The 21,872-nt window shown below is 61.5% G+C and carries 22 protein-coding genes; 10 read left to right on the top strand and 12 right to left on the bottom strand.

Going from position 1 to position 21,872, the window contains the following annotated elements; all coding sequences use genetic code 11:
• Positions 1-167 precede the first annotated feature (167 nt).
• From K529_RS17300 to paaA, 7 genes are all read right to left on the bottom strand, one after another.
• Positions 168-623 carry a universal stress protein gene (locus K529_RS17300; protein ID WP_005626394.1) on the bottom strand — a complete coding sequence of 152 codons (456 nt, stop codon included), beginning with the start codon at positions 621-623 and terminating at the stop codon, positions 168-170.
• Between the two features lie 351 nt (positions 624-974).
• Positions 975-1,838, bottom strand: coding sequence for a branched-chain amino acid aminotransferase (locus K529_RS17295; protein ID WP_005669939.1), 864 nt, complete (start codon positions 1,836-1,838; stop codon positions 975-977).
• Between the two features lie 144 nt (positions 1,839-1,982).
• Positions 1,983-3,053 carry a 1,2-phenylacetyl-CoA epoxidase subunit PaaE gene (paaE, locus tag K529_RS17290; RefSeq protein WP_005669936.1) on the bottom strand — a complete coding sequence of 357 codons (1,071 nt, stop codon included), beginning with the start codon at positions 3,051-3,053 and terminating at the stop codon, positions 1,983-1,985.
• 13 nt (positions 3,054-3,066) lie between these two features.
• The gene (gene paaD, locus K529_RS17285; protein ID WP_046002788.1) at positions 3,067-3,543 is read right to left on the bottom strand and encodes a 1,2-phenylacetyl-CoA epoxidase subunit PaaD; all 477 of its coding nucleotides are present in this window, start codon (positions 3,541-3,543) and stop codon (positions 3,067-3,069) included.
• Positions 3,544-3,668: 125 nt separating this feature from the next.
• Positions 3,669-4,430 carry a 1,2-phenylacetyl-CoA epoxidase subunit PaaC gene (gene paaC, locus K529_RS17280; protein WP_046002787.1) on the bottom strand — a complete coding sequence of 254 codons (762 nt, stop codon included), beginning with the start codon at positions 4,428-4,430 and terminating at the stop codon, positions 3,669-3,671.
• Positions 4,430-4,714 (bottom strand): 1,2-phenylacetyl-CoA epoxidase subunit PaaB, encoded by a 285-nt coding sequence (gene paaB / locus K529_RS17275; protein WP_005654578.1) that lies wholly within the window; start codon positions 4,712-4,714, stop codon positions 4,430-4,432. The genes paaC and paaB overlap by 1 nt, the downstream gene beginning before the upstream one ends.
• Positions 4,715-4,802: 88 nt before the next feature.
• Positions 4,803-5,795 (bottom strand): 1,2-phenylacetyl-CoA epoxidase subunit PaaA, encoded by a 993-nt coding sequence (gene paaA, locus K529_RS17270; RefSeq protein ID WP_005665833.1) that lies wholly within the window; start codon positions 5,793-5,795, stop codon positions 4,803-4,805.
• A gap of 244 nt (positions 5,796-6,039) precedes the next feature.
• Between paaA and K529_RS17265 the strand changes: the two genes are divergently transcribed.
• On the top strand, positions 6,040-6,690 hold the full coding sequence (locus K529_RS17265) for a GntR family transcriptional regulator (protein ID WP_046002786.1): 651 nt from the start codon (positions 6,040-6,042) through the stop codon (positions 6,688-6,690).
• Here K529_RS17265 and K529_RS17260 read toward each other — a convergent pair.
• Positions 6,687-7,397, bottom strand: coding sequence for a type 1 glutamine amidotransferase (locus tag K529_RS17260; protein WP_040643107.1), 711 nt, complete (start codon positions 7,395-7,397; stop codon positions 6,687-6,689). The genes K529_RS17265 and K529_RS17260 overlap by 4 nt on opposite strands.
• A gap of 73 nt (positions 7,398-7,470) precedes the next feature.
• Here K529_RS17260 and K529_RS17255 point away from each other — a divergent pair, with 73 nt between their 5' ends.
• The 3 genes from K529_RS17255 (at position 7,471) to K529_RS17245 (ending at position 11,046) form a co-directional block, all read left to right on the top strand.
• Positions 7,471-8,730: a cytochrome P450 gene (locus K529_RS17255; RefSeq protein WP_046002785.1), complete on the top strand. Its 1,260-nt coding sequence runs from the start codon at positions 7,471-7,473 to the stop codon at positions 8,728-8,730.
• Positions 8,731-8,896: 166 nt separating this feature from the next.
• Positions 8,897-10,186, top strand: coding sequence for a type I glutamate--ammonia ligase (locus tag K529_RS17250; protein ID WP_046002784.1), 1,290 nt, complete (start codon positions 8,897-8,899; stop codon positions 10,184-10,186).
• 125 nt (positions 10,187-10,311) lie between these two features.
• The gene (locus K529_RS17245) at positions 10,312-11,046 is read left to right on the top strand and encodes an FkbM family methyltransferase (protein WP_005664855.1); all 735 of its coding nucleotides are present in this window, start codon (positions 10,312-10,314) and stop codon (positions 11,044-11,046) included.
• 139 nt (positions 11,047-11,185) lie between these two features.
• Here K529_RS17245 and K529_RS17240 read toward each other — a convergent pair whose 3' ends face one another.
• Both K529_RS17240 and K529_RS17235 read right to left on the bottom strand, forming a co-directional pair.
• Positions 11,186-12,553: an aspartate aminotransferase family protein gene (locus K529_RS17240; RefSeq protein ID WP_046002783.1), complete on the bottom strand. Its 1,368-nt coding sequence runs from the start codon at positions 12,551-12,553 to the stop codon at positions 11,186-11,188.
• Positions 12,554-12,582: 29 nt separating this feature from the next.
• On the bottom strand, positions 12,583-13,362 hold the full coding sequence (locus tag K529_RS17235; RefSeq protein ID WP_046002782.1) for an IclR family transcriptional regulator: 780 nt from the start codon (positions 13,360-13,362) through the stop codon (positions 12,583-12,585).
• Between the two features lie 217 nt (positions 13,363-13,579).
• Here K529_RS17235 and K529_RS17225 point away from each other — a divergent pair, with 217 nt between their 5' ends.
• The 6 genes from K529_RS17225 (at position 13,580) to K529_RS17205 (ending at position 20,034) form a co-directional block, all read left to right on the top strand.
• Positions 13,580-14,524: a tripartite tricarboxylate transporter substrate binding protein gene (locus tag K529_RS17225; protein WP_005654450.1), complete on the top strand. Its 945-nt coding sequence runs from the start codon at positions 13,580-13,582 to the stop codon at positions 14,522-14,524.
• Positions 14,525-14,621: 97 nt separating this feature from the next.
• Positions 14,622-15,152, top strand: a complete 531-nt coding sequence (locus K529_RS17220) for a tripartite tricarboxylate transporter TctB family protein (protein ID WP_005654452.1) — start codon at positions 14,622-14,624, stop codon at positions 15,150-15,152.
• 27 nt (positions 15,153-15,179) lie between these two features.
• Positions 15,180-16,799 (top strand): tripartite tricarboxylate transporter permease, encoded by a 1,620-nt coding sequence (locus tag K529_RS17215; RefSeq protein ID WP_046002781.1) that lies wholly within the window; start codon positions 15,180-15,182, stop codon positions 16,797-16,799.
• Positions 16,682-18,148, top strand: a complete 1,467-nt coding sequence (locus tag K529_RS23205) for an aldehyde dehydrogenase family protein (protein WP_131665022.1) — start codon at positions 16,682-16,684, stop codon at positions 18,146-18,148. Before K529_RS17215 ends, K529_RS23205 begins: the two co-directional genes overlap by 118 nt.
• 101 nt (positions 18,149-18,249) lie before the next feature.
• The gene (locus K529_RS17210) at positions 18,250-19,482 is read left to right on the top strand and encodes a Tm-1-like ATP-binding domain-containing protein (protein ID WP_005642238.1); all 1,233 of its coding nucleotides are present in this window, start codon (positions 18,250-18,252) and stop codon (positions 19,480-19,482) included.
• A 129-nt stretch (positions 19,483-19,611) separates the two neighbouring features.
• Entirely contained in the window at positions 19,612-20,034 is a 423-nt protein-coding gene (locus tag K529_RS17205; protein ID WP_005642240.1) for a PaaI family thioesterase, read from the top strand.
• 108 nt (positions 20,035-20,142) lie between these two features.
• Here K529_RS17205 and rpe read toward each other — a convergent pair whose 3' ends face one another.
• Positions 20,143-20,826, bottom strand: a complete 684-nt coding sequence (gene rpe, locus K529_RS17200; protein WP_005642243.1) for a ribulose-phosphate 3-epimerase — start codon at positions 20,824-20,826, stop codon at positions 20,143-20,145.
• A gap of 195 nt (positions 20,827-21,021) precedes the next feature.
• Complete coding sequence (locus K529_RS17195; RefSeq protein ID WP_046002780.1) at positions 21,022-21,795, bottom strand: SDR family oxidoreductase; 774 nt, start codon at positions 21,793-21,795, stop codon at positions 21,022-21,024.
• Between the last annotated feature and the right edge of the window lie 77 nt (positions 21,796-21,872).

The following is a 21,872-nucleotide window of genomic DNA, read 5'->3' as shown; positions in this document are numbered from 1 at the left end:
CCCGCACTGCAACGGCTTTGGTTGTCCCGTCTGTTGGTGAGTGTGCAGTGGCGAGGCTGCAATATGCCGTTTCACGGGGGCTGATGTGATGAACACCGACCTTTGTGCGTGGTAAACCGTATGTTTGGTGATCGCTCTGCGATGCTGATAGGCCGTGAACTCTGACCTTAAGTGATTGCTTCAAGTTTTTCTTTGGACATATCACCTGGCACGATCGTGATCGGAAACGGCAGCGTCCCTGCGGTGCGGGTCAATTGGGTGACAATGGGGCCGGGGCCTTTGCGATCACTGGCGGCACCCAAAACCAGAATGCCGACTTCCGGGTCGGCTTCGATCTGGGCGAGGATCTCGGGGACAATGTCACCTTCGCGGATCACCAGTTCAGGATCGACACCTTGGCGGTCACGCATCCATTTGGCGAAGACCTCGAAATGAGCGTGGATGCGTTCGCGGGCTTCTTCGCGCATCACTTCGCCAACACCGATCCAGTGGTTGAACTCATCCGGTGGAATGACCGACAGAATCACCACGCCACCACCGGTGTTGGAAGCGCGCATCGCGGCAAAGCGCATGGCGTTCAGGCATTCACGGCTGTCGTCGAGGACGACCAAGAATTTGCGCATCAAAACCTCTGTTGTCGTGTCTTGGCCATATTGGCCGATGCAACCCTCCCGCGCAATAGAGGCCTGTGATCGCATTTGTCATCAGTGTCGGGTTGAGCGTCGCCGACGAAAGGGGGGCTCCCGCCCGATTTCATTGCATTGAAAATGCCACGCAATCCGTTGGGCCGAGCGCCGGACTGCCGTCCGGCGCAGTTGCGTTCTGCGGTGAGGGCAGGATCTGGGCTCAACCGCATCGCAGTCCGTCAGGGCTGCGATGCGCGGCCCAACGCCGCCAGGGATCTTTGGCGCAGCCAGAAGATCGCGCGGGGGCGGGAGCGTTCCCGCGGTGGGTTGGGCAGTCCAACCGGGGGGTCAGCTGCCGGATTTCGCCCAATCCCAGTAAAGTTCGCGCACGCGGCGCGTAACACAGCCATGCTGGTAGCTCACATCGTCAAAGGCCGTCACAGGCGTGACTTTTGACATGTTGCCGGACAGGAAAATCTCATCCGCGCTTTCAAAATGGGCATAACTCAGCACGGTTTCATGCACCGCGATCCCGTCTGCGCGCATGTTCTCGATGTGGCGGGCCCGTGTGATACCAGCAAGGAATGTGCCATTGGCAATCGGCGTAAAGACCTCGCCATCCTTTACCATAAAAACATTGGCTGTCGCGGTTTCGGCCACATTGCCCATGACATCGCAGGTCAGAGTGTTGGTGAACCCTTTGGCGCGCGCCTCGCGCAGCATGCGGGCATTGTTTGGATAAAGGCAGCCGGCTTTGGCGTTCACGACTGAGGATTCCAGAACCGGGCGACGAAAGCGGGTGCGGGTCAGGGTGGCAGAGGCCGCCTCTGGTGCCATCGGGATTTCCTCAAGGCAGATCGCAAATTGCGTGGCCTCGGGTGCGGGCGCGATCAGGGTCTGATCGCCTTCGCTGGCCCAATACATCGGGCGGATATAGACGGCGCTGTCGGGGGAGAAGGCCTTGAGCCCCTCGTTCACGATTTCCACCATCTGATCGGCGGGCACTGTGGCGGCCATCATCAGCGCCTCGGCAGAGGCATTGGCGCGGGCGCAGTGTTTGTCGAGGTCGGGGCTGACGCCGTCAAACCAGCGTGCTCCGTCAAAGACGGAAGAGCCAAGCCACGCGGCATGGTCGGCGGCGGACATGATCGGTACATCGCCATCATGCCATTGGCCGTTGAAATAGGTGCGGATCGTCTTGCCGACAGCCATTGGGAAACCTCGGGTTCTTGGAACGTCTTGGGTGATTTGTCGGGACGTTAGGGGGCAGGCGCGGCGAGGTCCAGCCGAAAGGCCAGATCGACACATATCGGGCAACTTGCAAGAAATGTATCGATCTGTCGCGCTAAGGCGTGCTTATTCGTCGTAGCTTACGACCAGCTTGTCGGTCAGCGGGTAGGCCTGACAGGACAACACAAAGCCCTTGGCCACCTCGTCATCCTCCAGCGCGTGGTTGGCGGCCATCTCGACCTCGCCCTCGATCACGCGACAGCGACAGGTGGAGCAGACACCGGCGCGGCACGACCACGGAGCATCCATGGCGTTGTCCAGTGCCGCTTCTAGCACGCTGGTATTGCGATCCAGCGTCACCGAGCGGGTGGCCCCATCCAGCGTGATGGCAGCGGTGACCGGCGCGCTGGCGGCGGCATTTCCGCTGGCGGCTTTTTTCGCAGCACGTCCGGGCTGGTTGGAGGCGAAGAGTTCAAACTTGATCTGCGCGTCCGAGAGGCCCGCCGTGCGCAGTGCCTCGGCAATGCCGAGCATCATCGGCTCGGGTCCGCAGATGAACGCGGTGTCGATGCTTTGGATCGGAATCCAGCGCTCAAACAGCTGAGCGCATTTCTCCTGGGTGACCAGGCCGGTGAAGAGATCCACCTCCTGCGCGTCGGCCTCCAGCACATGGATCACCGACAGACGCCCCATGTAGCGGTTTTTCAGGTCCTCGATCTCTTCGCGGAACATGATCGAGTTGATGCCTTTGTTGGCGTAAACCAGCGTGAAACGGGACTGGGGTTCTGCCTGCAGGGTGGTTTTCAGGATCGACAGCACCGGCGTGATGCCGGAGCCACCAGCAAAGCCCAGGTAGTGTTTCTCGGCTGCCGCATCGAGATCGGTGAAAAACCGACCCTGCGGCGGCATCGCCTCGACCGTATCGCCCACCTTGAGGTCAGTATTGGCCCAGGTCGAGAAGGCCCCGCCATCGACCCGTTTGATGCCGACTTGCAGGATACCCTCGTCCTTGCCCGCACAGATCGAATAGCTGCGGCGCAACTCGGTGCCGTCGAAATCGCGGCGAAACGTCAGGTATTGGCCTTGGGTAAAGTCGAACTCTGCCGCGGCGCCATTGACGGGCTTCAGCGTGACCACCACCGCGTCACGGATGGTGTGTTTAATGTCGGTGACTTCGAGAGGGTGAAAGCGGGCCATGGAGCGAGCCTCCTCAGATACACTTGAAATAATCGAAAGGTTCCAGGCAGCTGTTGCAGCGCCAATGGGCCTTGCACGGGGTGGAGCCAAACTGGCTCACGCGGGTCACATCGGGACTGCCGCAGCGGGGGCAATGGTCGGGGCCGCCAGCGGGGGAGGGCGGCGCGATGCCGTATTCCTCCAGCCGGGCGCGGCCTTTCTCCGAGAGCCAGTCGGTGGTCCAGGGCGGCGCGATCTGGGTCTTGATTTCCACGTGCTCAACCCCGTGGGCGGCCAGCGCGGTTTCCACATCCAGCCGAATGATCGAGGTCGCCGGACAGCCGGAATAGGTGGGCGTAAGGGTGACGATCAGCCCGTCGTCGCTCCACTCAACATCGCGCACGATGCCGAGGTCGACGAGGGAGATCACCGGGATTTCCGGATCAGGCACCGCATCGAGCCATTCCCAGATCTGCGCGAGGGAAGGTTGGTTGGATTGCGTGTCTTGCATTTAGACACCTCGCCCGGACGAAGGCCGGGCGGCCCCCGTCCGCCCCGTTTTGCCGAAGGCTAACCTGCGGTTTGACGGGCGGGGGCTACACCCCCACCTGCGGACGGGATCTGCCCTCAGCAGTTTCACCACGTCGCTCCCGGATAGGCGCGCTGCATCCATTGCATGGTGGTCAGCAGATGCCCGAGGTGTTCGGTGTGCATCTTGCCATCGCGGCCCCCGCCACGGGCGCGGCGGGCTTCGGGGAGTGTCAGCGTCGCCTCGCCCAAAACACGGGCGAGTGTTTCATCGTAGTCCGCGCGCAAACTCGCGGGATCAGGGGCAATTCCGGCTTCGACCAGCGCTGCATCCACTGCGTCGCTCAGGAACATCTCGCCCACATAGGGGTAAAGGTAATCAAGCGCCGCCTGCATCCGGGCGTGGCTTTCCCCGGTGCCGTCGCCAAGGCCCACCACCGTCTCGGCAGAGCGCTCCAGATGGTAGGTCGCTTCCTTCACCGCCTTGGCGGCAATCGCGGCAACACGGTCGTCTGAGGAGGCGGTCAGAGCGCGCAGTTGCAGCACGTGCCAGGCATCAAACAGGAACTGCCGCATCAAGGTCTGGCCAAAATCGCCGTTTGGCATCTCGACCAGCAGCAGATTGCGGAAGTCCCAGGCGTCGCGCAGGAAAGCCAGATCGTCTGCGGTCTTGCCCTCGCCCTGCACCTCCGCCGCAAGACCAAGCCACATCTGGGTCTGACCGATGAGATCGAGCGCGGTGTTGGCGAGCGCAATATCCTCTTCCAGCACCGGCGCATGACCGCACCATTCGCTGACGCGATGGCCGAGGATCAGGGTGTTGTCCCCCATCCTGAGCAGGAACTCATAAAAAGCTGCGTCGCGCGACATCACATCGTCCCCACGTCTTCGGGAATGTCGTAAAATGAGGGGTGACGGTAGACCTTGCTCTCGGAGGGCTCATACATGGGGCCTTTCTCCGAGGGAGAGGATGCTGTGATCTGCGCCGCCTCGACCACCCAGATCGACACGCCCTCATTGCGGCGGGTGTAGACGTCGCGGGCGTTCTTGATCGCCATTTCAGCGTCCGGCGCGTGCAGGCTGCCGACGTGACGGTGGCTGAGGCCATGCTGACCGCGGATGAAGATTTCCCAGAGGGGCCATTCGGTTTTCATGTTTGGTCCTTTCGGTGCTGAGACAGGGCGCGCCCGGGGCTGCGGGCGCGCGGCGCTGCCGCAGGGAATGTCAAAACGAAGGGGGCGCTTATTCCGCCGCCATCTTGCGGGCGCGTTTCTTCTCGGCGTGGGCCATCATGCCCTCGCGTACCCAAGCGCCATCGTCCCAGGCCTTGTTGCGCGCGGCCAGACGGTCGGTGTTACAGGGGCCATTGCCTTTGATGACCTCGAAGAACTCCTCCCAATCGGGCTCAGAAAAGTCGTAGCCGCCCTTTTCCTCGTTCCACTTGAGGTTCTCGTCCGGCACCGTCAGGCCGAGGTATTCGGCCTGTGGCACGGTCTGATCGACGAACTTTTGACGCAGCTCGTCATTGGTGTTCATCTTGATTTTCCACGCCATCGACTGCGCAGAATGCACCGAGTCCTTGTCCGAGGGGCCGAACATCATCAGCGCCGGATACCAGAAGCGGTTGAGGGCATCCTGTGCCATCGCCTTCTGCTGCGCATTGCCCTGAGCCATCTTCATCATGATGTCAAAGCCCTGACGCTGGTGGAAGCTCTCTTCCTTGCAGACGCGGATCATCGCACGCGAATAGGGGCCAAAGGAGGTCCGCTGCAACGGCACCTGGTTCATGATTGCCGCGCCATCCACCAGCCAGCCGACCGCGCCCATATCGGCCCATGTCAGCGTCGGGTAGTTGAAGATCGACGAATACTTCATCCGCCCATCGAGCAGCATCTCGGTCATCTCATCGCGGCTGACGCCCAGCGTTTCAGCGGCGCAATAGAGATAGAGCCCGTGGCCGGCCTCATCCTGCACCTTGGCCAGGAGGATCGCCTTCCTTTCCAATGTTGGCGCGCGGGTGATCCAATTGCCCTCCGGCAGTTGGCCGACGATTTCGGAGTGGGCGTGCTGGCCGATCTGGCGGATCAGTGTTTTGCGATAGCCTTCGGGCATCCAGTCCTTGGGCTCGATCTTTTCGCCCGCGTCGATGCGGGCCTGAAACGCGCGCTCCTCGGCGCTCATCTCGTCCGCGGATTTTAGTCCCGTGCCGGTCGATTTGACCATTTGCGCGTACATAGCTGGCTCCTCCGGTCCTGGCCCAATACTCGGCCCGAATAACTTGGCGTGCATCGCCGCATGTTGCGCGACGCAGGATCAATCTACGCCCGCGCTCGATTCGGCTCAAGAAAAATGTAACACAAAAATACACATTCGCAAAAAATGGTAACGCAATGTGCTGACCTCCCACGCGGATCGGCCTGCTGCGTTGCCAAATCTAACCATACTGCCGTAAGCAGGGGGCAGGCAGCAGGAGAAAGCGATGGCCGGGCAGACAGATACGCTGATTGCCGCGATCCTTGAGGATATCGACGCCGGGCGGCTGGCGCCGGGGCATGAGATTGACGAGGCCGCATTGGCTGCGCGCCATTCGGTGTCGCGCACCCCGATCCGCGAGGCCTATATACAGCTCGAAGCCTCTGGCCTGATCCGGCGTCTGCCCCGAAAGGGTGCGGTGCTGTTCAAACCCACGCTGGAGGAATTCCTCGCCATCCAGGAGGTGCATGCGCAGCTGGAGGGGCAGGCGGCCGGGTTGGCCGCGCGGCGGATCTCGCCCGTGTTGCGAGAGCAGCTGCACGCGGTGGTCGCAGCCTGCGAGGCGCATGCGTCGGAAAAGGGCGACGCCGACCCCGATGGGTATTACCAGTTGAACCTGCGGTTTCATGAAACGGTCGCGCTGGGCGCGGCGAACCCGTTTCTGGTCGAGATGATCAAGACCAATGCCCGCAAGTTGATGGCCTATTATCGCGCTCGCTACCGCTATCCCGGCGCCATTGCGCAATCGGCGCTGGAACATCGCGAGATCGCAACGCTGATCCTGTCGCATGACCGCGCGGGTGCCGAGGCCGCGATGCAGGCGCATGTGCTGTTTGATCAGGTCACGGTGATGGATCTGCTCGCAGCACTTGGCTAGGCGGCGCGCGCAGCCTCGAAAAACCGCGCGATGGCCTCTGCCAGTGCGGGCTGGTTGACCTTCTGCTTTAGGCTCTCCTGCGCGCGGGCGTAGACCTCGGGGCCCATGTCCTGCCGCAGCTCTTCGGTCAGCGCGCTGATAAACGCATGTGTCATTTCCGGGTGGTGCTGGCTGGTGGCGATATGGGTGCCGAGGGTAAAGCCGGTGTTGTGGCCGTCGCGGGTCATCAGCGGGTCGGCCCCTTTCGGCAATTCGCGTACATATTCCACATGAGAGCCGTAGATCGAGACCACCTCTGGCAGTTCAGTGGCCCACTCCGGGCGCGCAACCAGGTGATTCTCGGTGCGGCCATGCACCCAGCCGCCGGGCAGATTGTCGACACGACCACCCAGGGCGAGGGCAATCGCCTGATGGCCAAAACAGGCTCCGAACAGCGGAATCTTGCGATCATGGATCTGCCGGATCAGCGCCAGCAGCCGGTCCACCCAGGGCGCGCCAGAGCGGGTGGAGGCGGGGCTGCCAGTGATCATCACTCCGTCATAACGGCTTATATCTTCGGGAAAAATATCGTCCTTCACCGCGAAGACATCACAGGACCAGTGGGGCCGCGCCATCTGCACCAGTGCGGTGAACTTTGCGCCATCCTTCGGGTGCCTGTGTGCAAAGGCGCTGTCGTCCGTATTGGTCATCAAAATCGCGATGCGCATGTTCAGGCTTCCCATATGCATATTTACAGTGCTTAATAATATACATGTGAAGTAACCCAAAGGAAGCCCCGCCATGACGATCTGGACCCCGACCGATGATGGATACGCGGACCTGTCGAGCCATGACGCCTTTGCCGGTGGTGCGCCGCACAACACCTTTGCCCGGCTCCGGCGTGATGATCCGCTGCATTGGACAGACTACCCGGACGGGCAAAATTTCTGGTCGGTCACGCGCTATGACGACATCACCAGAATGAACAAGAACACGGAGGTATTCTCCTCGGCGCGTGGCATCCGCATGGAGGACCAGACCTATGAGGAATACCTCGCCCGGCGTACGTTTCAGGAAACCGACCCGCCCGACCATTCACAGGTGCGGATGAAGCTCCTGAAGGCGTTCTCCAAGACCACCATGGCGCAATACGAGGCGGATATTCGCGACCTCTGCGCCGAAATTCTGGACGCGGCGCTGGCAAAGGGCACCTTTGACGCCACCAAGGAGATCGCCCGGCAATTGCCGATGCGGATGCTAGGGCGCGTGGTGGGCCTGCCGGACTCGGATCTGCCGTGGCTGGTGGAGAAAGGCGATGCGTTGATCGCCAATACCGACCCGGATTTCACTTCCCACGTACTGGACAAGATGAACACGGATGAATTCCGCATGATGCCCTTCAACTCTCCGGCGGGGGCAGAATTATACATCTATGCCAAGGAGTCGATGGAAGCGAAGGAAAAGGCGGGCGACACATCTGGCGTACTCAACATGATCTTGCAGCCGGCCCGCGACGGATCTGTCATTACCGAGACTGAGTTTCGCAATTTCTTCTGCCTGCTGGTGGCTGCGGGCAATGACACGACGCGTTACTCCATCGCAGCTGGCATTCAGGCGATGTGTCATCAGCCGGAGCTTCTGGTGCAGATGCAGGCGGGCGGCGAGGTCTGGGAGACGGCGGCGGATGAGATCATCCGCTGGGCGACGCCCGCGCTCTACTTCCGCCGCACCGCGACGCAGGATGTGGAGATGCACGGCAAGACCATCCGCGAGGGCGACAAGCTGCTCTATTGGTTCATCTCCGCCAATCGCGACGACAGCTATTTTGACGACCCGTTCCGGGTGAACCTGATGCGCAATCCCAACCGGCACCTGTCCTTTGGCCAGTTCGGCCCGCATGTCTGCCTTGGCATGTGGCTGGCGCGGCTGGAGGTTACCGTGCTGTTTCAGGAGCTTGCCAAGCGGATCAAGTCCATTGAGCCAGCCGGTGCGCATAAATTCCTGCGCTCGAATTTCGTCGGCGGCATCAAGGAATTGCCGGTTCGGGTGGAAGCCGCGTAGGCTCAACAGAAGACCCGTTCGGGCGGTCGCCCGGACAGCGCCCGACCTCCCCCACGGGAGGGCGCTTCGCACCCACCCGAGGTCGGCCACTGCCCTCTGTTGGGACCCAATCTGGGCCAAGACGCACGCCAAAGATGCGCAGGCCGCCAACAGGAAAGGAAGCCAAATGAAAACCCGCCTGCGTGCGCTTTTCTGCGACCATCTCAGTATCATGCGCGGAAAATACCTGCCGCATTCCAAGATCGGAGACGATGACACCCGGTTCTGCCGCTCCGTCTTTGGAACGCACTACGACCGCGATCTGCTGGATGCGCCGGGATCAATGGTGAAACAGGGCCTGCCGGATATGGAGCTGCGCTGGCGCGGTGAGGAGATCCGCGACAGCTGGCATGCCTCGACCAAGATCGTGCTGGGCGATCTCTATGACGATGCGGGCGAGCTGCTCACGCTGTGTCCGCGGGGCGCGTTGAAGCGCGCGGTGGCGGGCTGGCAGGCCAGGGGGCTCACTCCCAAGGTGGGGATCGAACTGGAAGCCTTTGCCCTGCAGCCGGACGACTATGGCCGGTTGGTGCCCTATGACGCGCCGGGCGGCGTGGTCTATGGCACCGGGCCTTTTGCCGACCCGTTGCGGTTCAACGACCGCATCTGGGCGATGGCGGACGAGATGGGCTTCTCGCTCGATATGATCACCGCCGAGTTTGACAGCCCGCAGTTCGAATACACGCTGACCTTTGACGATGCGGTGAAGGCAGTGGATGACATCGTGTTGTTCCGTCTGATGGCGCGGGAGATTGCGCTGGAATACGGCATCTTGCTGACCTTCATGCCCAAGCCGGTGGCGCAGGCGGGCGGCTCCGGCATGCATGTGAACCTGTCATTCACAGATGAGGCTGGCGGCAATGCGCTGTCCTCCGGACCGCGCGGCGGGCCGGAGCACATGAATGATCTGGCACGCGGCTGCCTTGCGGGTTTTCTGCATCACCACAAGGGCTTGGCAGGTCTGATCGCGCCCACCGCCAACAGTTACATGCGCTTGCAACCCGGCAGCCTGTCGGGCTTCTGGCAGAACTGGGGCGGCGATCATCGCAATGTCACCACGCGGATCAGCTCCGAAGGCGGCGCCAAGGCGCGGCTGGAGCACCGGATGGCGGATGCCTCGTCGAACCCCTACACCACGGTGGCCGCGCTGTTGCAGGCGGCGCTTCTTGGGGTGGAGCAGGGCTATGCGCTGGGGCCGATGGAGACAGGCGACGGGTTTGACCGCACGGATACCCGCGAAAGCACCGCAATGACGTTGAAGGGCGCGGTGGCGGATCTGGAGAAGGACGTCGCGCTGACACAGGCCGTAGGGCCGGATCTGATCGCCAACCATGTCTATATGAAACAGAAAGAGGTCCGCAAAACCCGCGATCTGGAAGGGGATGCGCTGCGCGATTTTTACGTACATTTCGTCTGACGGATTGTCTGAACTGAGACACAGATAGTGGCTCTTGCGCAGGCCCGCTGTGGCCTGCGCTTGCTTTTTCTCGCGCGGCAGCGCCAGAGTGTCGGCACAATCAACTCAGGCGAAATGAGCAGAACATGTCTGATACAGAAGTGGCACCGCATGATGCGGGCCCGGTGGTGACGCAGGAGGTCGCAGCGACCTGCCTTGGCGTGAAGGTGCCGCAGTCGTCCTTTTTGACCGAAACGCGGATCAATCGGATCAATGCGGCGCGTTATGAGGGCCAGGAGATTGCCGGCGCGCTGCATGTGGTGCGTGAAGACGACCGGGTGCTGGAGGTTGGCGCAGGCCTTGGTGTGGTGGGGGCGGTGATCGCAACCAACGCCAAGCCCGAAAAAGTTTTGTCGTTCGAGGCCAACCCGGAATTGGTGCCCGTCATTCGCGCTTTGCACCAGATGAATGATCTTGGCGATCGGGTGGAGCTGCGCAATCAGGTGCTCTTTGCCGGGAAAGACCGACCCGAGAATATGGAATTCCACCTGCGCAACAGCTTTCTCGGCTCTTCGCTGCTGAACGAGGGCGGGCGTCCGTCGCGCGTGGTGGAGATCCCGACCGCAGATATAGGCGAGGTGGTTGCTGAACTTCAGCCCACTGTGCTGGTGATGGACATCGAGGGCGGCGAATTGGCGTTGCTGGAAGCGATGGACCTCAGCCCCTTCCGGGCCATCGTGATCGAATTCCACCCGGAGGCCTATGAGGTCAAAGGCATGCGCCGTTGCAAGACCATCTTGCGCGAGGCAGGTTTTCAAAAACTCGATGAGGTTTCCAGCCGGACTGTCTGGACCTGCACCCGCGAAGGTGCGGCACCCTAAACTCCACGCGGGACCGCGCCGCGCCAGCGGCGCTGCCGAAAAGCGCGGCCCCGAAGCCATTGGCTTCGGGGCCGCCATGGTATCTGGTGGCCTCCGCGCCCCATTGGGGCCCGGAGGCGGTCGCGCCTGAACGCGTGTGTTAGCTCACCGTAGCAAAGCCCGCGTCCAGTGCCGACAGGATTTGCGCGGCATCCGCCTCCGTCACGACCAGCGGCGGCGACAGGATGATATTGGGCCCGCTGACCCGCACCATGGCACCGTTTTGATAGGCGACCTCCTGGATGGTGTTGATGGTCTTCTTGTCAATCGCAGCCTTGGTTGTGCGGTCGCTGACCAGTTCCAGCGCGCTCATCAAGCCGTGGCCACCACGCACATCGCCGATCAGGGAATATTTATCCTGCAAGGACTTGAGGCCGTTGAATACTTGCGTTCCGCGCGCCGCCGCATTGCTGGGCACATCAAGCCGCTTGGTCTCGGCCAGACAAGCCAGTGCCGCCGCTGCGCCCACTGGGTGGCCTGAATAAGTATAGCCATGACCGATCGCCGCCTTGCCACTCTCGTCCTTTTCAAAGACCTCGACCAACCGCTCAGAAATCATCAGCGCGCCAAAGGGGAAATAGCCATTGGTGATCGCCTTGGCGGTGCACATCATGTCCGGCTGCACGCCCCAATGGCGTGATCCGCTCCACGACCCGGTGCGGCCAAAGGCCGTGATGACCTCATCCGCGATCAACAGGATACCGTGTTTGCGGCAGATCTCCGCGACACCGGGCATGAAGCTTTCATGCGGGGGGATCACGCCGCCTGCGCCTAGGATCGGCTCCATGATGAAGGCCGCGATGGTACCGGCACCCTGAAAGGCGATCTCATCTTCCAGCGCCGTGAGGCACAGCTGCGCCAGCCGCTCCGGGTCCGTCTCATTAAACGGATTGCGATAGGTATAGGGGGCCGGAATATGGTGGCAGCCCGCCAACAGCGGCTCATAGGCAGTGCGGAAATTGGCGTTACCGTTGACCGAAGCACCACCAAAATGGGTGCCGTGGTAGCCTTTCTTCAGGCTCAGGTATTTCACCCGCGACGGCTCCCCGCGCACCTTGTGGTATTGCCGCGCCAGCCGCAGGGCGGTCTCCACCGAATCTGAGCCGCCCGAGGTGAAAAACGCGCGGCTGAGGCCGTCGGGCGCGAAAAACGCCCGCAGTTCTTCGGCCAGCTGGATCACCTGATCATTGGTGGTGCCGCGAAAGATCGAATAATAGGGCAGCACATCCAGCTGTGCGGCGATGGCGTCCTTTACGGGCTGGCAGGAAAACCCGAGGTTCACGTTCCACAGGCCGCCCACGGCGTCAACGGCCTCATGCCCGTCCACATCCTTGATCCGAACGCCGGAGGCGCCGGTTATGATGGTGGGCGGATTGGCGAGGCTATCGCCGGGGTGTGCCATCGGATGCCAGAGGCTCCGGGCGTTGTGTTCCTTGAGGAAATTGGCATCGGGCTGATGTGCGGTCATGGTCTGTCTCCTTGTCGCGGCGCGGCGTCTCAAGCCGCGATGTCGGTGGGGAACTCTGGCGGACAAGCGCCGCCGATACGTTCGGTGAGGGCAAGGCCAGCCGCACGCAGCGCGCGTGGAATGGCGGTTTTTTGTTCGTCGGTCATGCGTGAGGTGGGTGCCGCCACGGCCAAGGCACCCAGAACGGCGCGGTCCGGGCCAAAGATCGGCACCGCGTGAGAGTGCACCTCCGCCTCAAAGCCACCAACGGATTGCGCAAGCCCCGTTTGACGGACCTCCAGAAGCTCGGCGCGGATGGCGGCCGGGTCGGTTTGGGTGTGGGCCGTGCGCGCGGTCAGCGGCTGCGTCAGGACGGCATCAACAAAACCCGCATCCGAGTAGGCCAGAACCGCCAGACCCGAGGCGGTGCCGTGAAAAGTCAGCACCTCGGCATCTTCCATCATCACCTTGGTCGCATTGCGGGGCGAATATGCATGGCTGAGTGATGCCAGCTGATCGCCCTGCAAGAGCGAAAGGTGGGTGGTTTCGCCGGTTTCCTCAGAAAGTTCCCGCAGAACCCGACGCGAGGCCGACAGAATCGGCACGCTGGCTTCGCGCAGGGCCGCGAGACGCAAAACCTGCGGACCAAGGCGATAAGATCGCGCGCCATCGACCTGTTCGACGAATCCTGCACTCTGCAATTCTGCCATCAACCGATAGACGGTTGCTTTGTTCATACCTGACAACCGCGTGAGGTCGCTCAGGCCGATCTCCAACCGTCCGTGGTTGAAATACGTGAGCAATGTCAGTGCTTTGGAGACGGTTCCCATGAGTGATCGCAGTCCTAGCTTGCCTGAAATTCTGGCGCAGACAGTCACGGCCGACCGATGCGCTTTCATTTTTGTTGACAGATATCCCCTATGGCTGTCAATCTAATTTCAAACCAACGGTTCAAATAATGAACCAACAAGAGTCCAACCAAGCGAGCGACGAAAAACGTCGCCAACTGACCAACGGCAACTTGAATGGCGAACAGGGAGACAGCCAATGACCGTGACAACTGCACTCAAGGGATGTGTGGCCGCAGCCGGCCTTGCACTGACAGCGGGGGCCGCGTTTGCGGACTACCCGGAAAAGCCCGTGAACTTTATTGTGCCTTGGCCGCCGGGTGATCTTGAGGACGTGCTGACCCGTATGATCGCCGAAGATTTTCAAGAGAAATACGGCGTTGCGGCAGCGGTGGTGAACAAGCCCGGCGGCGGCGGTGGACCGTTCCCCGGCGCGATTGAGGTCGCCAATGCGCCGGCGGATGGCTACACCGTGGGCTCCTTCGTGATCGGCGTGCCGGTGATGGGGCATCAGATCGACATCCCGCCGCTCACACCTGCAAAATTCGACCCACTGGGGATTTTCCTGACCTATCCCTTTGTCATCGCGACCTCGGGTGATGCGCCTTACAGCTCCATGGAGGAGTTGGCAGAATACGCACAGAACAACGATGTCGTGCTTGGCCACTTTGGCGATGTGCTGACGCCGACCCAAGTGACCAAGGCCTATGCCAAATCGGCGGGCTTTGAGTGGGGGTCTGACGCGGCCTTTGATGCGCTGGATTGCAACACGCTGGCTTCGGGCGATGCGGATGTGATCAACACCACGCTGCAGCTGATCCTGCCCTGCATTGATGATGTCAAAGTGCTGGTGTCCATTACCGACCAACGTATCCCACTGGTGCCGGATGCGCCTGCCATTGGTGAATTGAACCCGGATCTGGATATCGCGCTCTGGAATGGGTTGTTCGTGACCAAGGACACGCCGCAGGACGTACGCGACAAGATCATCGAAGTGGCGCAGGAAACCGTCTTCTCGGAGCGCGCACAAGCTGTGGCGGCTGAAACCGGCGCGCTCGTCTATTGGCAAAACGCCGATGAAAGCGCAGCGCGGGTCGCCAACGACATCGAGACCATGGCGCGGATTAGCGAAACACTGGAGTAACCTCCCCGACCTTCCGCCGGTGTCATCTATATGACCCGGCGGTTTTTTCAGCGCTGAATGCACCCACACGATCCGCCTTCCCAGCCAGAGACCTTCCATGCAAAGCGAACGCGAACGCAGATTTGTCGGCCCGCGCCGGGGACAGCTTCTGTTTGTCCTGACCTTCCTGACCCTCTCGGTGCTGCTCCTGTCGCAGATCGGCACTCAGACCGCATGGGTGAAGAAAACCGATTTCTTTGCCCAGCCGCGATTTTGGCCCGCAGTGGGCGTGGGCGGCATGGTGCTGTTCACCGCTTTGCACCTGTGGCGGCTCCCCTTTCGCCGGATTGCACGCACGGACTTGCGTGAGGCGCTGCGGTGGGCCGCCGCGCTGGAATATACGCTGTGGTTCATGGGCTATGTCGTGCTGGTGCCGCTTATTGGCTACCTGCCCGTGACACTGGTGTTCGTACCACTTCTGGCATGGCGGATCGGCTATCGCAGCCCGCAGATGATGGCGATCAGTGCCGGGTTTGCGGTGTTCATTGTCCTGTTCTTCAAGGGTGTTCTGGCTGTGCGTATCCCCGGTGCGGCGCTTTATGAATACCTGCCGGATGCATGGCGCAGCTTTGCCATTCTCTACCTCTAAGGCCCTGTTTCAGAAAGACGCGCGCGCATGGACCTGATCCTCTCTGCAATTGAAATCCTGATGCGCTGGGATGTGGCGCTGGCGCTTTTGGCGGGCTCCGTCGGCGGTGTGCTGATTGGGGCGATCCCCGGCGTCGGCCCGGCAGTGGCCATCGCGATCCTGCTGCCTGCGACCTTCTCGCTTGATCCCATCGTGGGGCTGACGGTGCTCCTGGGCATCTATGGCTCGTCGATGTATGGCGGTGCGATCCCTGCGATCCTGATCAACACCCCCGGCACCGCCGTCAATGCGCTCACCACCTATGACGGCTACCCGATGACCGCCCGAGGCGAGCCGCGCCGCGCCCTCAGCCTCGCGTACTCCGCAAGCTTCTTTGGTGGCATCTTCTCGGTGATCTGTTTGATCCTCTTTGCGCCTGTGCTGGCGAAAATCGCGCCGCTGTTTGGCGCACGCGAGATCTTCCTCGCCGCGCTGTTGGGCTTGCTGCTGGTGGTTGTGGCACACCGGGGACAGGCGCTGATCGCGGGGGCGCTGGCCTGTCTGGGGATCTTTCTCAACACGATCGGCATGGAGCCGGTGAAATACACCCAACGTTACACATTTGGCACGGATGCACTCGGTTCGGGCATCAACCTCATCGTGGTTGTACTGGGGCTGTTCGCGATCTCGCAGGCCTTTGTGCTGCTCACTGATGAGGACGAGAAAATCCGCCTGACCAAACTGCGCGGCGGCATGTTTCAGGGCCTGCGCGAGCTGGCGCGCCACCCGCGCGTGGCCTCCGTGTCGGCGGGCTTTGGCGTTGTGATGGGCATGATCCCCGGCGTGGGCGAGTTCACGGCACAGTTCATGTCTTACACCTACGCGCAGAAGACGTCGAAACGGCCGCAGGATTTTGGCAATGGTTCCTCCGAGGGGCTGATCGCCGCCGAGACCGCAAATAATGCCGTGCCCGCCGCCGCCATGGTGCCGCTTTTGGCGCTTGGCATTCCGGGTGAGGCGCTGACGGCGATGATGCTCTCGGTCTTTTACGTGCACAACGTGGTGCCGGGGCCGGGGTTGTTTCAGAACCAGATGGATTTTGTCGTCGCGCTTTATCTGGCGCTGCTGATCCTCAATGTGCTGGTGCTGGTCTTCCTCTTGGGCGCAACCAGATCGCTCATTCAGGTGGTGCGTATCCCAAATCGGTTTCTGGGTGTCGCAATCCTCACCCTCAGCTTTGTGGGCGTTTACTCCCTGAGAAACTCCGCCACCGATTGCTTCATTGCGGCAGGCTTTGGTCTCTTTGGCTTCATCCTCAAGCGCCTGCAACTGCCCGCGGTGCCGATCATCCTCGGCATGGTTCTGGGCGGCATCATGGAAGTGAAGCTGCGCGCCGCCATGGCGCGGGTGAAAACACCCTTTGATTTCATTGACCGCCCGGTGGCGTTCATCCTGTTCACTCTCATCTTGATCGTGCTGGCGACGCATATCCTTCGCATTCGCAAGGAAGCGCGCGAGCTGAAGGAGGCCGAATGGCAAACCAAGACCTCATCAACACGCTTCGGAGCACTGCTGTTGCGCCGCAGAACCTCTTTCTTGAAGGAGCATGGACGCAAGGTTCGGGCACGCCACGCGAAACTACTTCGCCGATTGACGGATCTGTTCTGACCACCTTGGCCACGGCCACGGCGGCGGATGTCGACCGGGCCGTTGCCTCTGCGCGGCGGGCGTTCGAGGATGGCCGCTGGTCAGGGCTGGCGCCGGCGGCGCGCAAGAAAGTACTGCACCGGATCGCTGACAGGATCGAGGCCGAGGCAGTGGCGCTTACGGTGCTTGGCGTGCGCGACAACGGCACCGAGTTCAACTTGGCGCTGAAGGCCGAGGCCGGATCTGCTGCCGGGACCTTTCGCTATTACGCCGAGGCGTTGGACAAGGTGGCGGGCGAAGTGGCCCCCACCGCGCCGGATGTGCTGGGGCTGGTGCAGCGCGCGCCCGTCGGTGTGGTGGGTGCGATCGTGCCATGGAACTTCCCGCTGATGATCGGCGCGTGGAAACTGGCGCCCGCGCTCGCGATGGGCAATTCGGTGGTGTTGAAACCGGCCGAGACCGCGTCGCTGTCGCTACTTCGGCTGGCGGAGATCTGTTCGGACTGCGGCTTGCCGGATGGCGTGCTGAATGTTGTGACCGGGCCGGGGGCTGTGACAGGTGCCGCCCTGTCGGAGCATATGGATGTGGACGTGATGGTCTTTACCGGTTCTGGCGCGACGGGACGGCGGTTGCTGGAGGCTTCGTCACGTTCGAACCTCAAACGCTGCTATCTGGAGCTGGGGGGCAAGTCACCCAACATCGTCTTTGCCGATGCCAAGGATCTGGAGCACGCGGCCAAGGTCGCTGCCATGGGGATTTTCCGCAACTCCGGGCAGGTCTGTGTCGCGGGCTCCCGCCTGCTGGTGGAGGCGTCGGTCCATGATGAATTTGTCGCGCGGGTGGTGGATCATGCCAAAGCATTGACGGTCGGTGATCCGTTGGATCTGGGCACCCAGATCGGTGCGGTGAATTCTGAGGTGCAATTAGAGGCCAACCTCGCGCATGTGGAACGCGCCATCGCCGAAGGCGGCGAGGTGCTGTGTGGTGGCGGGCGAATTCTCCAGGACACTGGCGGGACCTATATGGCCCCCACTGTCGTGACCGGCGTGACCCAGCAGGCGAGCCTGTTTCAACGCGAGGTGTTTGGGCCTGTGTTGGCGGTGACCCCGTTCGAGACGGAAGAAGAGGCGCTACGGCTCGCGAATGCCACCGACTATGGCCTTGCCGCCGGGGTCTGGACGCAGGATCTGTCTCGTGCCCATCGCTGTGTCGCGGGCATACGCGCCGGTGTGGTGCATGTGAACACCTATGGCGGTACGGATAATACGGTGCCTTTGGGCGGTGTTGGCCAGTCCGGCAACGGACATGACAAGTCCCTGCATGCGCTGGAGAAATACGTCGATCTAAAAACCGCCTGGATTCAGCTTTGACGGGAGCGCGGCCCTGGCTGCGCCCTGACCGCGCGGCCTCCGGCGGGGATATTTGGAAGAAGATGAAGACAGGCGCGGGAGGCACCTGAGGGGAGGATGAGATGAGCGGTGAAAAGACGATCCTTGTGGCCGGAACCTGGGACACCAAGGATGATGAGCTGTCCTATCTGTCAGACGTGATCCGGGGGCAGGGTGGTCAGGTGCTCAGCATGGATGTGAGTGTCTTGGGCGATCCAAAGCTGCCCACGGATGTGTCAAAACACGAGGTAGCCGAGGCGGCGGGCAGTTCCATTCAGGCGGCGATCGACAGCGGGGATGAAAATACCGCGATGCAGATCATGGGGGCAGGGTCGGCCCGGCTTGTGCTTGATCTGTGGCGGGAGGGGCGCATTCACGGTGTGATCGTGCTGGGCGGGACCATGGGTACCGATCTGGCGTTGGATCTCTGCGGAGCATTGCCGCTTGGGGTGCCGAAATATGTGGTCTCTACCGTGGCGTTTTCGCCGCTGCTGCCGCCGGATCGCATTCCGGCGGATGTGCAGATGATCCTCTGGGCCGGGGGACTTTATGGATTGAATGACATCTGCAAGGCATCGCTCAGTCAGGCGGCGGGGGCGGTTCTGGGTGCTTCTCGCGCGGTGGAGGCACCGACGTTCACGCGGCCGATGATCGGGATGACCTCCTTTGGCAAGACGGTGCTGCGCTACATGGTGACGCTGAAACCGGAGCTTGAACGGCGCGGGTTTGATGTGGCCGTGTTTCATGCCACCGGAATGGGCGGACGGGCGTTTGAGAGCCTCGCAGGCGATGGTGCCTTTGCTGCCGTAATGGATTTTGCACCGCAGGAGGTGAGCAATCATCTGTTTGGCGGGCTCTCGGCCGGTGAGGGGCGCATGACCCATGCGGGTCGCGCGGGCGTGCCGCAGATGATCGCACCGGGCTGTTATGATCTGGTGGATTTTGTGGGGTGGCAGGGCGTGCCCGCACCGCTTCGCGGGCGGGAGTGTCACGCGCATAATCGCCTGTTGACCTCGGCCATGCTGGCGGCTGAGGAGCGGCGTGTGGTGGCGCGATCCATATGTGAGAAGCTGGCTGGTGCAACTGCTCCGGTGGCGTTCTTTTTGCCCACTGCGGGGTGCAATGAGTGGGATCGCGCGGGCGGTGATTTGCATGACGCAGCAGGGCTTTCTGCCTTTTGCGAGGAAATGCGCAGCAGATCGCCTGCAAATGTCGATGTGCAGGAATTGCCCTGCCATATCAATGATGTGGCTTTTACCGATGCGGTGCTTGCACGTTTTGATCGCTGGGTCGCAGAAGGCGTGATCTCGCACTGAGGGAAGGGCGGCGCATCCGACCATCGAGGCCGGATGCGCCGCGCCCATCTTTCCTGCCGGAAAGTGGGCTGGACCTCAGGTGAGGTCCGGGCCACAGTCGCCACCAAGCTGTGCAGGCGAGAAGGGGCAATGATGACATCTGAGACGCATGACGTGGGTGGAAGAGAGATTTCCGATCCGGGGTGTCAGAACATGGTGGGGTATGAGACAAAAATAGACGCCTCCGGGATCTGCACAGTCACTCTAGAGGTCGAGGCGCGGCATCTCAACCGGCACGGAATTTTGCACGGGGGGATGGTTGCGACCGTTATGGATGTGGCCTGCGGCAACACGGCTGCGCAGTATTTCGACCCCGATGGCCGTGCCGCCTTGGTGACGATTGCGTTGAACCTATCCTACATCGCGTCGACCAAGATCGGGCAGGTGGTTGCAACTGCGCGTGCGATCGGTGGCGGCAAAAGCACGGCTCATGTGCTGGGTGAGTTGCACGATGCTGACGGTCGGCTGGTGGCAACGGCGACCGCGATCTTCCGACGGATCAACCCGCGCTGATACGCCGGGCCGCAAGGCCCGGCGCCCGGCCCAACGGGAAGGGGTGCATTTATTAATGCATTCGTGACGGGCGGGAGAGCGCCCGCCACGGATAAGCGATTGTTGTGATCAAGCGTTGGAGGCAGCTTCGCGGATCTTGCGGATGTTTTCGCCGTAAACCCGCGGTGCGTCGACAGAGCCGCCCCGGAAGACCGCAGAGCCTGCCACCAGAACGTCAGCTCCGGCCTCGACCACCAAAGGTGCGGTGCTCGGATCCACGCCACCGTCGATTTCAATATGCACCGGACGGTCACCAATCATCTCTCGCAGAGAGCGGATCTTGGCGGTCATGTCGATGAACTTCTGGCCGCCAAATCCGGGATTTACAGTCATCACGCAGATCAGATCGGTGAGGTCCAGAAGATGTGCCACCGCTTCGGCGGGGGTGCCGGGATTGAGGGCAACACCTGCCTTCATGCCTGCACCACGGATGGCTTGCAGGGTCCGGTGAATATGCGGTCCGGCCTCCACATGGGCGGTAAGGACATCTGCGCCCGCATCCGCATATGCGTCGATGTAAGGGTCAACCGGTGCGATCATCAGATGCACGTCCATCACGGTTTTCACATGCGGGCGAAAGGCCTTTACCGCAGCGGGACCAAAGGTAAGGTTGGGTACAAAATGCCCGTCCATCACATCCACATGAACCCAATCTGCGCCTTCGGCCTCGATGGCCCGAATTTCTTGGCCGAAGTTGGCGAAATCCGCCGACAGAATGGAGGGGGCGATCTTGATGGAACGGTCGAAGGACATCAGCAGGGTTCCTTGGAGCAAAGTGGCTGAGACGGGATGAGTCTCATGTTTCTGCGCGCCATATAACGCGTCTCTGTGCTGCTGCACAGGGTCGCATTTCTAGATATGACTGGACGCCGAATATGACTGCTCGCCGACGCGGGTGCTGACGGGTGCCCTCGATAATACCCGCCAGCATCCGCCCGGACGCGCCGCTCAGCCGGAGACTGGCGGCAGCCCGACCTTTTCCCGCGCCTCATCACTTTTGAGGGCGAAATCCTGTCCAACCCAGTCGTCTCCGCCGGGACCCGCCAACCAGACCAGCGCTTTTGCGACCCACTCGGCGGGGATGTGCACGGCGGGATCCAGCTGCGATACTGGATTGATGCCCGATGCACGGATGCTGGTTTGCAACGCGGTTGCGACCGTACCGGGGCTAAGCCCCATAATGCGTAGGCCCTGCGCGCCATATTCTTCATGAGCGCAGCGGGTGAGTGACAGCACCGCCGCTTTGGAGGCGCAATAGTGGCTCCAGCCTTCAAGCACGCTGGTCGCCGCGCCAGATGAGATGTTTATGACGGTGCCCTTGCCGCGTGCCTGCATCCCCGGCAGCACCGCGCGCAAGCCGTGGTAAACGCCTTTGACGTTCACATCGATCACCTTGTTCCAGCCTTCGACATCGCTGTCGCTAAGGCGCGCGATTGGGTCGATGAGGCCTGCATTGTTGATCAATAGATCGGTCGGTCCAAAGGCCTCTTCTGCCTGAGCTACCAAGGCTGCAACCGCATCCCAGTCGGCCACATCACAGCGCAAGGCCAGCGCGTTGCCACCCGCAGCGGTGATATCTGCCGCAATCGCAGCGATCTCATCTTGGCTGCGCGCGGCCAGCACCACATTTGCGCCCGCGACTGCAAAGGCTTCTGCCGCTGCCGCCCCGATGCCACGGCTGGCCCCGGTGATTATGACAGTTTTTCCAGTCATGTCGGTCATCGGGGAGAGGCTCCTGCGGTATGTCAAAGTCGCTCATATCTTATTGCTGCTGAATTCGCGTCGAAATGCTTGTTTCA

Source organism: Tritonibacter mobilis F1926 (assembly GCF_000376545.2).
In the GTDB taxonomy this organism is placed as follows: domain Bacteria; phylum Pseudomonadota; class Alphaproteobacteria; order Rhodobacterales; family Rhodobacteraceae; genus Epibacterium; species Epibacterium mobile.
The sequence above is the reverse complement of the archived record's forward strand: the minus strand, read 5'-3'. Positions and strand labels throughout refer to the sequence as shown.